This is a genomic window from Nostoc cf. commune SO-36 (assembly GCF_023734775.1).
GTDB lineage: Bacteria > Cyanobacteriota > Cyanobacteriia > Cyanobacteriales > Nostocaceae > Nostoc > Nostoc commune_A.
Genome location: NZ_AP025732.1, coordinates 1,248,457 through 1,262,436 on the forward strand (window position 1 = coordinate 1,248,457; position 13,980 = coordinate 1,262,436).

Consider the following 13,980-nt stretch of genomic DNA (forward strand, 5'->3'; position numbering starts at 1 on the left):
AGAATTATGGTTTGCTTTCGTCAGAAAATTGGGGCAGAGTTAGGGTGAAGCAAATTTCGCTCTGTTCAGAATCCGAAATTGGGAGACTTTCAACAGCGATCGCTCCATTCAGATGCTGCACTAAAGACTTGACTAAGGCAAGCCCCAAGCCAGTCCCTGGAGTCCAACGCCCTTTTCCGCGACGGAACTTGTCAAAGATGTAGGTCGCTTCTTCTTCAGAGATGGCACGTCCTGTATTCGTCACCTTCATGATAACTTGATCAATTTGTTGATCAACTTGGTGAGCAGCTTGAAGGTGGACTATTGTATCATGCTCTGAGTATTTACAGGCATTCGTTAATAACTCTTGCAGAATGCGGTCAAAACTCTCCAGTTCAGTTTGCAGTTTTAGCGAATCCTCTGGTAAATCTATAGAAATTTTTAATCCTTTCTCTGCGAGTTTTTTCTCGAAAGATGCTGCGATATCCTGGATTCTAGTATTTAAATCTATAGATTGTAATTGCGGAGCTTCGTGAGGCGACTCTAGTTTCTGGAGTGTCAACAAGTCATTAATCAAGTTGATTTCCTTTGAACATTCCTGCTCTAGGATATCTAGATATTTACCTTGACGCTCTGGTGCTATTCCTGGCAAACGCAAGTTACGAATTGACATCAGCATATTTGTCAGAGGATAGCGCAAGCGATCGCTCATGTTACTCAAAAATTCATCTTTGAGTTCATTAAGTTTCCGCAGTTGCTCAACATACTGCCGTGTTCTTTCATGCAATTTCGCTTGGAGTTCCAGACTACTCTGGAGTTTCGCTGTCCGTTCATCTACCAAAGTTTGCACTTGGCGCAATGTCTGTGACTGAATGATGGCATTACTCACTTGAGCGCAAACCATTTCCACAAGATTTAATTCTGCTGGTTGCCAACTACGAATTACAGATTGCTGTAGCACCAAGAATCCTAAGATTTTACCTTGGCTTTCTAAGGGCACTAAAAGTACGGCAGGCAATTTCTCTATAGCAAATAATGCAGCAGCTGTCAGAGTATCGTTTTGGTCTGTATAGTCATCGAAGATTACTGCTTTTCCAGAATCTATGAAGGCACGCTGGCATAAACCACAGTCTGAAATCAAGAAAGACTGAGCTAAGGCATCTAGTTTACTAGTGCCGGAATTTAGTGTTTCCCTAGCCCATTCACCAATCACGGTAGCTTTCGCTTTGGGAATTTGTTTTTTAGCTTGAGTCCTAAATAATAATGGATCTGTATATTTCAGTAGTATGAGCAAACCACGATCTGCCTGAAGAGATTCGGCAGTCGAGGCGACAACTAACTGGAGCATTTGATTAAGCTCCAAGTTGCTGCGATTTAATATAGTTAATTGCTTGATCAAGCTTTGATGCTGGTTGCTCTTTTGCACATACTGCTGTTGATGAGCAATGAGTTGAGCTTGTGCCACTCCAGAAAAAGCGATCGCGCAAGCCGACTCCACTTCTTTGAGTAATTGTTTTTCTGATTCACTCCATTCATAAGGTTGGAATTTAATCAGATTAATCACTCCATTATTCTTGCCACCAAACCGGGTGGGAATTGCCAAAACAGCTTTTATCGGTAGTGGCAAATATTGACACCCAACTACCAGACTGTTCTGAATGATGGAAATGTCTTCAATAGTCAATTGTTGGGCAGCACATTGCAGCACTGGCGAGTGCATAAGCAATTGTTCCATCGAAAACATCTCTTCGGGGTGTGGCAACCCTAAATACTCATTAGCACACCAATTAGTAGTAGTTGCTTCGTTGGATGTCTCACTTGCTACTGAAACCAAGCAGCAGCAATCTACATCAAAAGCAACTCCTAGCAATTGGGCAATATCTTGCAGCATCAATGCCGTAGCCGAGCTATTGGCAATGATTTGGTTAATTTCTTGTACCAACTGCAACTGGCGGGCACGTTCTTCCTGATGCTGCATCAGCTTGACTTGGTAAGGTTGTAGTCGATCTATGTCACCTACGTAATGTGGCGGCGATGATAAAGGTTTTTTCATTTTTGGCACGCCCTCGGATAATAACCCCATTGTTTTTGCACCCAACCTTTTGGCATATTTTTTCACCGTTAGTTGTGTTGCTACACTCTGATAATTGACAAATTTTGTGTGAATACTTTCTCTCACCTGTTATAGCCCTTTTCTATCTCAGATGACTAAATTTCCACATATCAAGCAAATTGCTACATGGTTACATAAGTAATAGAATATTTAAGATATCCTATAAATACTTCAGTTAGATTATTTTTTACTGCTCTATGTTGAAATAATTCACTAACCTTATCCTGTCTGTAAGTATATATAAACCGTAATTTCTCTGGAATTACCGCAAAATTGCCCTTCATCTCAGGTAAAATTACTTAACTAACTTTATAAATTTTTATTACATTTTTAAAATAAGCTAGTAGGTTTAAGTAGCTACTCGTTTATCTCCGTAACTCTCGGTAAAATACCATTGAAGAAGAATTCAGAATTCAGGAGTCAGAATTCAGGAGTCAGAATGAAGACGCTCGTTCGCCTTTGGCGTCTCCCCTTGGGAGAAGACTCGCTAACGCTTCTCTACGAGACGCTAGAAGCGAACGAGTACTCGCTTGCCGCCGGCGCTATCCGCCACTCGCACAGAATTCATTCTGAATTCTGACTCCTGACTCCTGAATTCTGTTCGATAAAAGTAGGGGCAATTTATGAATTGCCCCGGAGCGTGTTTAATTTTGCGTAAGTCCTAAGAGAACTCCACAGAATAATTGATCCTATGATAAGAGAAAGATAAATTCAGTGTGCAGTCTAGCTCATGTATCCAAAATCTATCATTCAACTCACCGCGCACCTAAAATCTCTGTACATCAAAACAGCGAAAAAACTCAAGGGAAGTGACCGAAGACAATTCATGGCAGAAGTAGTCAAAGGTTTGGGAATAGGTGGACAAACTGTGGCGGAAAGGGAGTTGGGATGGAATAGGCGCACTATCCGTAAAGGGATGCAGGAGTTAGAGAGTGGTCAGCCTTTTATTGATGGTTTCAGGCGTAGTGGACGCAAGCGGGCTGAAGCAAAATTATCAAACTTGTTGAGGGATATAAAATCGTTAGTAGACCCACAAAGTCAAACTGACCCCAGTTTTAAAAGTATACGTTTGTATACACGCATGACGGCAAGCGAAGTCCGTCGTCAACTAATTGAACAATTTGGTTACACAGAGGAAGAACTACCTTCATCAGAAACAATTCGACGAAAATTGAATGATTTAGGCTATACCTTAAAAAGAGTTCTGAAAACCAAGCCTATCAAGAAAATTCCCGAAACAGAAGCGATTTTTGAACAAGTTGAACAAATTAATAGTGAAGCTGACAATGACCCTCATACTCTGCGAATTTCCATTGATGCTAAGGTAGCAGTTAAGATTGGAGAATTTGACCGTGGGGGTAAAAATTGAATGCCAACCATCTCAGTAGACCACGACTTCCCGACGGAGATAACTCTGATTCCCTACGGCATTTTTATACCTGAATACAACGAGTTATTTTTATTCTTTGTTTCTTCCAAATTAACCGCTGATTGTATTGTTGATTTGCTTGAAAGCTGGTGGCAAACTGTCAAACACAGATTTGCTCATATTCAAAAACTGGTGATTAATCAGGATAATGGACCTGAAAATAATTCTCGCCGCACTCAATTTATGAAGCGGATTGTAGATTTTGGTACATCATCTCAACTGACGTTACAACTTGCTTATTATCCGCCTTATCATAGCAAATATAACCCGATAGAACGTTGTTTTGGCTGGTTAGAACAGCATTGGAATGGTAGTTTACTTGACACTGTTGAGACTGTACTGAATTTCGCCCAAACTCTCACATTTAAGGGTAAAAATCCGGTGGTCACATTGGTAGAAACAGTTTATTCTACAGGAGTTAAACTTACTACCTCCGCTATGGCAGAAATTGAAACACAGATTCACCGCCTCCCCAATCTCAGAAAATGGTTTGTAGAAATTTTTGCTAAACCCACATAGCTATTGGATCATTTTTTTTGTGGAGTTCTCTAATTAACGTCGTGTGCAACTTTCTCTCAAACCTAACCCCAACCCCTTCCCTACTAGCGTTGGGGAACAAGAATCAAAGCCTCTCGGACTTGGGGAGAGGAATGGCAGGGGGGTTATAAGAATAAGTTGCACATTGCGTTAATTAATAATTGGGTTACATTTGTCTGAATATAAGACTATCCAGCCAAGCTCTCGACACTTAGAGGAACCATATCGCCATTCCTCGTCAGTCCTAACAACATTGGTTCTTGAGGTTGAATTAGTTGACCTGTGAGTACACAGCGTTCTTCTTGCTGAGCTGTGGCAGCGATGCTAGCTCGAATGTCGGCTCGTGAAAATCGAGGCTTCCATTCACCTGATTTTTGCTGGACATAATTCCAAAGGATATCTCGGATTAAAGCTTGATATCCCTGATTCCCAGCTATTTCTTTGAGTTTATCTTTGAGTTCTCGCTCTAGACGGATGCTGGTAACTTCCATATCGGTGGTTGGGGTGCGGGCGATCGTATGCATCACTTTTTCTCCTTAGAGGTATAGACAAGATAGTAATACAAGTGTAGTATGTTTAAAGCGATATTCAATAGGTGAAATTTTCTGTGAAATCCATTTACCCCATCTCTACTTCAATTTTGTACGCTACCAATTGCCGAACCCGTTGGGAATCAGCGGCGATGGAAGTGGAGTATTTATTTATGGGCGATGGTAGCCGGAATCATGGGCAAATCACAGAAGGTAATGATGAATATAAATATCTCAGCATTAGTGCGCTGATTGCAAAACCAGAACTAGATAAACCAAGCGGGGGGTACAGACAAAGGAATACTGTACCGATATAAGACCAGAAAATTTTCCGGTCAATTCTAACCCCCGCTTCAACAAAAACTTGAAGCGGGGGTTTTTTTATAAGGAGTTAAGCTGTGACGATATCTTCCATGCGCGGCGCGAACGCAATGCAAGTGTTAGAGCAATCTGTGGTGGTGTTTTCTCAAAATTATTTGCCACTCTGTCAGGTCAATATCAAGCGGGCAATTGTGCTGTTAGTAACAGACAAAGCTCAACCGCTGGGTTTTACCACAGAAGCCGGATGGCAAGTTCACTCATCCAACTTAGTAATTGATGTACCAAAACACATTCGCTTAACAATTACTTCTAATGAGCGGATGTGGAAAGTTCCACCAGTGAATCGGCGGGAAGTGTTGCGACGAGATCATCACACTTGCCAATACTGCGGTAGCGGCAAACATCTAACGCTAGATCATGTGATGCCGCGATCAAGAGGCGGTTCTCACACTTGGGATAACGTAGTCGCAGCTTGTGAAAGATGTAACTCCCGTAAAGGTAATCGCACCCTGTTTGAGGCTGGTATGCAACTGCGTACCAAACCCAAAGCACCAATCCACCCCGCGATTTCTTTTGCCGAACAGTTTTGGATAGATATGCAAGGAAGCCTGGAATAACAGGAGAGCATAAGGAATGCTGAAATTAACTTACACTGAAAGCAGTTTTGATTTGGAATGTGTCACTCTGTCGCTAGAAGAATGGGTAGCGCAACGAGTGATTTTAGCCCTGCGAGTTGGGCAAAGTTTGTGTATTGAACCCACTACCGCTTCCTTTTTGCTTCCTGTTGATTTGCCAGGAGTAGAAGTACTTAGGGCTGAGGTAAAAAGAGATGACAGAGAAATCATTGCCCTCTGTGCCTGCGATGCCGAATATATGGAAGTCACCCTGCGGGGTTCTTGGCTATCAGATAGTTCTAAGGATTCTGTAGGTGTGTTTGTCACCACTATGAGCGATCGCGCTGAGTTCTTTTTGCACAAACTTTGGCAGGAAGCTCAAGAAATTAGTGCTTCTGTCATGAGCGAATAAATCAGATAGTAGGGTGAGTAGAATTTCTCACCCTTTATTGCCCCATTTGCAGGCAGTTCAAGAATTGTCACAAATCGGTAGCCTTGCTGTTTGAGTCGGGTGATGATTTGTGGCAATGCTTTTGTACAGTTCTTTGGCGTAGACGCATTAGCGTTGGCGTTCGCGCAGCGAGAGAAGCGGTAGCAACGTTCGCGTAGCGTCTCGCAGAGAAGGAGCGTCAGTGGCTTGTCGCTAGACATCGCCACTACCATCATGCATCAAAACAATGAAACCAGGTTTCGCGCCTTTCAAGACATTATTTACAAATGCCTGGGCTTTGGCGTGAGGATCGGTATCAGCAGAAGTTGCAAGATGGATTTTGCTTAAACGCTTGTTCAACCCCAATTGTAAGAAGATACTACAATCTGTAATCGTAGAGGCGATCGCGACAATACTAATTATCTGTTGTCGCTTGAAGGAGTTGTCTGTCACGTCACGCTTTTAAAGATTCAGCCAAGCATAACTGTAGTTTGACTTTTCAGAAGGGTAATTAAGCTAAAACCTAAGTTCAGAAGCCTTTATAGACAATTTCAAAAAATTTTTCTGAAACCCCTTGACACCTTTTGTAGTATTTTGTACTATAAATGTAGTGAGACAAAAGACAGAGCTTCTCTACGGGAAGCAAACTACGATTCCTCCATCTTCCACTTTTTCCACCTGAAGCCGAAAAGCGAGGCGCTGTGCTGATAACACAGAAATAGGAGGGGCAGTACCTCCCAGGTGGATTTATATCTAGTGTTGGTGTTACAAAAATTGTGATGTAATACGATCGCACTTGCCCATTTTTTATTCAAAATAACCAGAGTGGTTGGCACAACGCCTGTGCAGCAGGCTTTTAACCCGCAGAAATAAGTTCGGCCTCTATACCACTGATTATGAATAGGAACTAGCGATCGCTAGTTGAGCATGTTGCAACAATATATCTTTATCCAAAGCATATATGGGATATTGTGGTGTTACCGCTAGTAGTTTCTCAATTCTTTCCCTGGCTGCCTCTACTACTGATTCGTCTAAGCTACCTTTGTTCAGAGAATCGACAAAATCTTCGGCAATCTGATAAGTTCTTTCTATAGATGATGAGTTAATATTGCGCGAAACAATAAACAAGTCACAGCCTGCATGAAATGAACGCGCCACAGTACCAGCTTTCATAAACATATCTGAGATAGCTTTCATATCCAAGTCGTCAGATACAACTACTCCCTCAAAGCCAAGTTCCTCTCTAAGGATGGTTTTGAGGATAGGCTGGGAAAGCGTTGCTGGCACTTGGGCATCTATTTTGGGAAATAATATATGGGCAGTCATGATCAAAGGAATCTGCACTTCGATCAAAGCTCTGAAGGGTATAAGTTCTCGAAGTCGCAGGTCTTCTAGAGTTAAATTCAGTATTGGTAGCTCAATGTGAGAGTCTTTGCTCGTGTCTCCATGTCCGGGAAAATGTTTGGCGCATCCCAAAACTCCTGAATCTCGAAGTCCAAGGTAATAGTCACGGGCACCTTGAGCAGCAATTTCGGGTGTGCTACCAAAGGCGCGAGGGCCAATTACAGGGTTATTAGGATGGGAAAAAATATCTGCTACAGGTGCCCAAGATAAGTTAATACCCAGCGATTTTAGTTCTACAGCTGTGGCTTTTGCTACTTCGTAGGCGTGCGATCGCAACAACAACCCATGAGGAAAGCGGGTAATTGGTAGTGGTGTACGAATTACACGGCCTCCTTCATGATCCAAAGTCATGAACATTGAATCACGTTCAGTATATTCTTGTATCTGCCTGTTTAAATCTTTGAAGCTTTCCAGCCAAACCTGATATGGAGTACCATCCAAAAAGTTTTTCGCGAAAAATATTACCCCAATCGGTTTCAATTCATTGAGTGCGCGTTTATCGTCATCGCTTAATTTAGTGCCGGAAATACCTAAAATCAGGTGATGTCCAAAGCGCTTTAACTCCTGCGATACACCCATAATCTTTTACCTATAAGTTGTGCGGTAAACAACTGGGTTGTTCAACCTAGAGGACATAAACTTTTATCGTACACCTTTATGGTAAGCGGAAGTTTCCAAGTAGTTTTTAAGCAATACTCCACATATTTCCTCAGAACAAATACACGAATTAACAAATAAATCAACTACTTTCAGACAACATTTGGGATTAGCTTATTTTCCATCAAAGGAAATACTTTTGTTTTGATAAATCTTCTGTGTGTAAAAATAGGTAAAATGTTCGCCCAACCTATTGCCAACAATGGTATTGGCAATAGGTTTGGGCAGGTGTGTATAGGTAAAATTCCCTTTGACAAAAGTTTTTTAGGGAAGCGATCGCACAATAACTGCCAAATGTAACGGATTGCAACGTATAATGAGAACGATAAAATGGTTAAGAAATATTGAAGAGCAGTAGGGTTACATGCGAGTAGCGATCGCGGGAGCGGGACTAGCAGGACTTTCCTGCGCGAAATATCTCACAGACGTAGGTTACACACCCATTGTCTTGGAACGTCGAAACGTTCTGGGCGGTAAAGTGGCCGCGTGGAAAGATGCCGATGGAGACTGGTACGAAACAGGTCTGCACATCTTTTTTGGGGCATATCCCAATATGTTGCAGTTATTCAAAGAACTGGATATTGAAGATCGATTGCAGTGGAAAGAACACACAATGATCTTCAACCAGCCGGATGCACCAGGTACTTACAGCCGTTTTGATTTTCCAGATTTGCCAGCACCAGTTAATGGTATAGTGGCAATTCTGCGAAACAACGATATGCTGACATGGCCAGAAAAAATCCGCTTTGGCATCGGTTTATTACCGGCCATGATTCAGGGGCAAAAGTACGTTGAAGAAATGGACAAATATTCCTGGACAGATTGGCTGCGTAAACACAACATTCCAGAACGGGTCAATAAAGAAGTTTTTATTGCCATGGCCAAGTCGCTGAATTTCATCGGGCCAGATGAAATTTCAGCAACCATTCTTTTAACTGCCCTCAATCGTTTCCTCCAAGAAAAAAAAGGTTCGAAAATGGCCTTTCTGGATGGTTCGCCAACAGAACGATTGTGTCAGCCGATAGTAGATTACATCACCGAACGCGGTGGAGAAGTCCGCTTGAATGCCCCTTTAAAAGAGATTTTGCTAAACGCCGATGGTAGCGTCAAAGGATACTTGATGCGGGGGTTGAATGGAGACGAAGATGAAGTTTTCACGGCGGATTTGTATGTATCTGCCATGCCCGTTGACCCTCTGAAGGTGATTTTGCCAGCACCTTGGAAAGAAATGGAGTTTTTCCAAAAGCTAGAAGGTTTAGAGGGCGTGCCTGTAATTAACGTGCATTTGTGGTTTGATCGTAAACTTACGCAAATTGATCACTTGCTATTCTCGCGATCGCCCCTCCTCAGCGTTTATGCTGATATGAGCAATACCTGCCGTGAATACGCCAACCCCGAACGCTCGATGCTGGAATTAGTTTTAGCCCCGGCAAAAGATTGGATAGCCAAATCCGATGAGGAGATTGTGGCTGCCACTATTGCCGAGTTAGAAAAACTCTTCCCCGACCACTTTGGGAGAGACAATCCAGCAACATTGCTGAAATCTCATGTGGTGAAAACGCCCCGTTCAGTTTACAAAGCGACCCCTGGTCGTCAACAGTACCGTCCCTCGCAAACAACCCCCATTAGTAACTTCTATCTCTCAGGGGATTACACCATGCAACGCTACTTAGCCAGTATGGAAGGTGCCGTACTTTCTGGTAAGCTAACAGCGCAGGCGATTTCTGAGGCCCTCCCGGTAGCAAATTCCTCAAACCTGCAAACGCTCACCCGACCGCCCGCAACGAATGCTGCAACTGCCTGATTCCCCCCCGCGCATGAAAACGCTGGTCTCTGTAGACGAGTCATACAAACTTTGTCGGCATCTCACAGCAAAGTATGCCAAGACTTTTTACCTGGGTACTTTGCTCATGAGTCCGGTAAAACGTCAATCTATTTGGTCAATATACGCTTGGTGTCGCCGTACAGATGAATTGGTGGATGGTCCCGCATCTGCTCTTACCACGCCAGAAACCCTAGACCTATGGGAACAGCAGCTGGAATCGATTTTTGCGGGGTGTCCATTAGAAAATTACGATGTAGCTTTAGTTGATACCCTCCAGCGCTTTCCGATGGACATTCAGCCCTTTCGGGATATGATTGCCGGTCAGCGCATGGACTTATATCGTAGTCGTTATGAAACCTTTGAGGACTTATACCTCTACTGTTACCGTGTTGCTGGCACTGTTGGCTTAATGTCAACAGCAATTATGGGTGTGGATAGCACCATATACACCGCACCTTGGCAACAGAACAAACAACCATATCTTCCCATAGAAGAAGCGATCGCTCTCGGAATTGCCAATCAACTCACCAACATCCTGCGGGGATGTGGGAGAAGATGCTAAACGGGGGCGGATCTACATTCCCCTTGAAGACTTGGCAAAATTTAACTATACCGAGCAAGACTTCTTCAAAGGTGTGGTAGATGAGCGTTGGCGGGCATTGATGCGCTTTCAAATTGACCGCGCCCGCCAATTTTACACCACATCCGACCAGGGAATTACTTATTTAACATCCGATGCCCGTTGGCCTGTATGGGCAGCATCGATGTTGTACGGACAGATTTTAGAGGTGATTGAACGCAACGATTACGATGTATTCAGTCAGCGAGCTTACGTTCCCCAGTGGAAAAAGTTACGCACATTGCCCGTAGCTTGGATGCGATCGCAAGTCCTTTGAGAAATTAGTCATTTGTCCCTAGTCCCTGATCCTTAGTCTTTTATAAATGACTAATAACCAACGACAAATGACAAATGACTATTGACTCATAAGAGCAAGTCTGGTAACATTAATATTCGTGAGTCAGGAGAGGTGGCTGAGTGGTCGAAAGCGGCAGATTGCTAATCTGTTGTACGGCAGGCAACTCCGTACCGAGGGTTCGAATCCCTCCCTCTCCGTTTTCCAGGTTTTGAGACACGGAATAAACCCCGTGTTTCAAATAAATACTAATGTAGGAGTAAACACTTCTACTCCCAAAGATGGATGATATGATTTATCCTTTGGAGTCTTGATAAGATCCAGCTAAGTTACAAACCTAGTTTGACTCTTAACTTTTAGGCTCCTAAACATCTGAGGAGTATAAGTGATTTATGAAAAAAATTAGTGCTGCCTTAACTTTAAGTATAGCTACCCTAGCAACTGGGTTTCTAGTTGGGGCTTGTGGTGATAGCAGTACGCCCAATGGCACAGCTAACAACGCAACTACTGCTACCCCAGCAGCAAACTCAACTATCACAAGCAATAGTAAAGGGCTAAAAATTGGTTCATTGCTACCGACAACAGGCGACTTGGCTTCTGTAGGACAACAGATGCTAGGTTCCGTACCTTTACTAGTCGATACAGTCAACGCTTGTGGAGGGGTGAATGGTGAACCTGTTACCTTGGTGCAAGTAGACGACCAAACCGACCCCAGAGCTGGTGCAGCCGGTATGACAAAGCTAGCAACTTTAGATAAAGTAGCAGGTGTAGTTGGTTCCTTTGCCAGTAGTGTTTCTAGTGCCGCAGTTTCCATTGCCACGCCGAATAAAGTCATGCTGGTTTCTCCTGGTAGTACCAGTCCCGTGTTTACCGAAAAGGCACAAAAAGGTGACTATAAAGGTTTTTGGGCGCGGACTGCTCCCCCGGATACCTACCAAGCACTAGCTTTAGCCCAACTTGCCAGAAAAAAAGGTTTCAAGCGAGTTTCTACAGTCGTGATTAATAACGACTATGGCGTTGGCTTTGAAAAAGCATTTGTGCAAACTTTTGAAAAATTGGGTGGCACTATCGTTAATAAAGATAAGCCTGTGCGCTACGACCCGAAAGCCCAGACATTTGATACAGAAGCGGCTGCTGCTTTTGCTGGTAAACCAGATGCAGTCCTGGCTGTACTATATGCAGAAACTGGTAGTCTGTTCCTGAAAGCCGCCTATCAGCAAGGTGTGACGAAGGGAGTGCAAATTTTACTGACAGATGGAGTAAAATCACCTACTTTCCCAGAACAAGTTGGCAAAGATGGTGATAAATTTATTTTAACTGGAGCGATCGGTACAGTACCCGGTTCCAACGGTAAAGCGCTAGAAGCTTTCAATAAATTGTGGAAGGATAAAAAGGGTGGTGCGCCAGGGGAATACGCTCCTCAAGCTTGGGATGCAGCTGCTTTGTTGACATTGGCAGCACAAGCTGCTAAGGAAAATACAGGCGTTGGCATAGCCAGTAAAATCCGTGAAGTTTCTAATGGGACTGGCACAGAAGTTACTGATGTCTGCGAGGGACTGAAGTTACTTAAAAATGGTCAAAAAATTAACTACCAAGGAGCTAGCGGCAATGTTGATGTTGATGCTAACGGTGATGTCGTTGGTGTTTACGATGTCTGGACGGTAGGAGACGATGGCCAAATTAAGGTAATTGACAAAGTTAGCCCCAAGTAGAAAGTTAAGAATTAGGAGTTATGAGTGAAATATTAATAACTCATAACTTCTAACTTCCTAAATCCTAACTTTTAAAGCCCATTGAAGTTGTAACCAACTCCTAACAACAAGCCTATATCAGTTTCATCAAAAAATCCGGCATTTACAGCAGCCGTTGCAGTAAATTGAGAAGTCAGAGGCACATCAATGCCAGCAGATGCCAAAAAGGCAAATTGCGAATCATCACCAGTTTTGTAAGCTGCACCCACTCCGACATAAGGTGCGATCGCTAACGGTTCGCTAAAAGCATCTGCTGATTTGAAGGTAAAATCATAGGTGATAGGAAGTAGAACTGTGGTGTTGTCCCCAAATACGGCTGAGGGTCGCACAGATATAGAATTTGTCAGTCCGATTTTGCTGACTACCGCGAAGTTACCGTCGCCCAAAGACGTTTCACCACCACTCAAACCAATGTTAGCAGCAATGCCAAGATAGCTGCTGCCACCACGAGTAGTTGTCCCTAAATCAATATCCGATTGCGCCACTTTGGTAGCAGATGGTTGAACAGTTGTTTGAGAAGTCGGTTGTATAAACTCAGATGTAAGCGATGCAGATGAGGTTGCCACTGTCCCCGGAACAGGTGTTACGCCAATGTTTTCCTGTATCGCCGTGTTGGGTAACTGCTGCGCCTTAGTTAAACTTGTAACTGTAAATGTTTCAGTTGTTTGTGTAGAGAGATTTTGCTTTGTAGTGTCTAGTTCTGTACTAAACTCGTTGGGATACGCTACGGTTGCCAAAGGCTCGGTTAATGGCTGACTGTTTACCTTGTCTACTGTCTGAGCAGTTGCAGATAACGCGCTACTCAAGAACGTAAGAGCAGCTATACCTGGCAACCAAAAAACACCTTTACGAAGAAAAATAGTATTCACATTCACTCCTAAGACAATCTTGCCACGAAAAATAAAGTTTTTTGTTGATTTATAGCGGATTTCAAGTTTGTGAAGTATGCGAGCTAAGTCGGAAAGCCAGGTATAAAGCCTGTTTTCTTTCTATTAGCGCAACGGGACTTAGCCCATTCTGACCGGAGGCGGAGTGTCTCCGGCTTTGCTCCTTAATTCTGAATTCTGCTGTAAGTCAACAAAATTGGGCAATATTCAAAATTTAACATCAAAAAATCGGTTTTGCATCCTAATTTTGCTGGATTTATCTATTGAAGATTTACGGTTAAAAAATTAAGATAATATCCTAAATATCTGGAATTTGATAGATGACAAATAGACTTTTGGCTCTGAGTCAAGAGTCTATCTATTGAGGAGGCTATTAGGATTGCAAAAACTTTTATTAAAAAACTTAGTCCACATCAATACCAAGCTTTCTTAATCTTTGTGTTTGACTTGACTTATAGTCTGTAAAAGGCATTATCACAGGTTAAGGAGCTTTGTAATCAGCACTTTAATGCTTAGATGGCTAAAATAGAAAGGTTTCCCATAGGGTATAGTTGGTTTATTTAAACCACTCTTTACTAAAAATTAGGCT

Annotated in this window: 11 protein-coding genes, 1 tRNA gene and 3 pseudogenes; 9 read left to right on the top strand and 6 right to left on the bottom strand. The window is 42.9% G+C overall.

Annotation, left to right across the window (positions count from 1 at the left end):
- Window positions 1-4: 4 nt before the first annotated feature.
- Window positions 5-2,032: a sensor histidine kinase gene (locus ANSO36C_RS05490; protein WP_410174707.1), complete on the bottom strand. Its 2,028-nt coding sequence runs from the start codon at window positions 2,030-2,032 to the stop codon at window positions 5-7.
- Window positions 2,033-2,840: 808 nt separating this feature from the next.
- Between ANSO36C_RS05490 and ANSO36C_RS05495 the strand changes: the two are divergent.
- Window positions 2,841-4,040, top strand: a pseudogene (locus ANSO36C_RS05495) (ISAzo13 family transposase).
- Window positions 4,041-4,246: 206 nt separating this feature from the next.
- On the opposite strand, the gene ANSO36C_RS05500 reads toward ANSO36C_RS05495, so the two are convergent.
- On the bottom strand, window positions 4,247-4,582 hold the full coding sequence (locus ANSO36C_RS05500) for a ribbon-helix-helix domain-containing protein (protein ID WP_012409307.1): 336 nt from the start codon (window positions 4,580-4,582) through the stop codon (window positions 4,247-4,249).
- Between the two features lie 83 nt (window positions 4,583-4,665).
- On the opposite strand from ANSO36C_RS05500, the gene ANSO36C_RS05505 reads away from it, so the two are divergent.
- The 3 genes from ANSO36C_RS05505 to ANSO36C_RS05515 all read left to right on the top strand — a co-directional run bounded on the left by ANSO36C_RS05505 (window position 4,666) and on the right by ANSO36C_RS05515 (window position 5,935).
- The gene (locus tag ANSO36C_RS05505; protein WP_410174674.1) at window positions 4,666-4,905 is read left to right on the top strand and encodes a hypothetical protein; all 240 of its coding nucleotides are present in this window, start codon (window positions 4,666-4,668) and stop codon (window positions 4,903-4,905) included.
- A 114-nt stretch (window positions 4,906-5,019) separates the two neighbouring features.
- A complete protein-coding gene (locus ANSO36C_RS05510; RefSeq protein ID WP_251960256.1) occupies window positions 5,020-5,526 on the top strand; it encodes an HNH endonuclease in 507 nt (168 codons plus the stop codon).
- A 16-nt stretch (window positions 5,527-5,542) separates the two neighbouring features.
- Window positions 5,543-5,935, top strand: coding sequence for an alr0857 family protein (locus ANSO36C_RS05515; RefSeq protein ID WP_251958720.1), 393 nt, complete (start codon window positions 5,543-5,545; stop codon window positions 5,933-5,935).
- Here the strand turns inward: ANSO36C_RS05515 and ANSO36C_RS05520 are convergent.
- From ANSO36C_RS05520 to ANSO36C_RS05530, 3 genes and pseudogenes are all read right to left on the bottom strand, one after another.
- On the bottom strand, window positions 5,902-6,174 hold the full coding sequence (locus ANSO36C_RS05520; protein ID WP_251958721.1) for a hypothetical protein: 273 nt from the start codon (window positions 6,172-6,174) through the stop codon (window positions 5,902-5,904). The two genes, ANSO36C_RS05515 and ANSO36C_RS05520, sit on opposite strands and share 34 nt — an antisense overlap.
- Window positions 6,173-6,280: pseudogene (locus tag ANSO36C_RS05525) on the bottom strand (polysaccharide deacetylase family protein); the annotation flags it as partial. The pseudogene ANSO36C_RS05525 and the gene ANSO36C_RS05520, both read right to left, overlap by 2 nt.
- Window positions 6,281-6,847: 567 nt before the next feature.
- A complete protein-coding gene (locus ANSO36C_RS05530; RefSeq protein WP_251958722.1) occupies window positions 6,848-7,936 on the bottom strand; it encodes a glycoside hydrolase family 3 N-terminal domain-containing protein in 1,089 nt (362 codons plus the stop codon).
- 255 nt (window positions 7,937-8,191) lie between these two features.
- Here ANSO36C_RS05530 and ANSO36C_RS33820 point away from each other — a divergent pair, with 255 nt between their 5' ends.
- From ANSO36C_RS33820 to ANSO36C_RS05550, 5 genes and pseudogenes are all read left to right on the top strand, one after another.
- The gene (locus ANSO36C_RS33820; RefSeq protein WP_267145356.1) at window positions 8,192-8,314 is read left to right on the top strand and encodes a hypothetical protein; all 123 of its coding nucleotides are present in this window, start codon (window positions 8,192-8,194) and stop codon (window positions 8,312-8,314) included.
- 64 nt (window positions 8,315-8,378) lie between these two features.
- Window positions 8,379-9,818 (top strand): 15-cis-phytoene desaturase, encoded by a 1,440-nt coding sequence (gene pds / locus ANSO36C_RS05535; protein WP_251958723.1) that lies wholly within the window; start codon window positions 8,379-8,381, stop codon window positions 9,816-9,818.
- Window positions 9,802-10,735, top strand: a pseudogene (crtB, locus tag ANSO36C_RS05540) (15-cis-phytoene synthase CrtB). The gene pds and the pseudogene crtB overlap by 17 nt, the downstream one beginning before the upstream one ends.
- 126 nt (window positions 10,736-10,861) lie before the next feature.
- A tRNA-Ser gene (locus ANSO36C_RS05545) sits at window positions 10,862-10,953 on the top strand.
- 192 nt (window positions 10,954-11,145) lie between these two features.
- Complete coding sequence (locus tag ANSO36C_RS05550; protein WP_251958724.1) at window positions 11,146-12,465, top strand: ABC transporter substrate-binding protein; 1,320 nt, start codon at window positions 11,146-11,148, stop codon at window positions 12,463-12,465.
- 71 nt (window positions 12,466-12,536) lie between these two features.
- On the opposite strand, the gene ANSO36C_RS05555 is transcribed toward ANSO36C_RS05550, so the two are convergent.
- Window positions 12,537-13,373, bottom strand: a complete 837-nt coding sequence (locus ANSO36C_RS05555; protein WP_251958725.1) for a hypothetical protein — start codon at window positions 13,371-13,373, stop codon at window positions 12,537-12,539.
- Window positions 13,374-13,980: the final 607 nt, after the last annotated feature.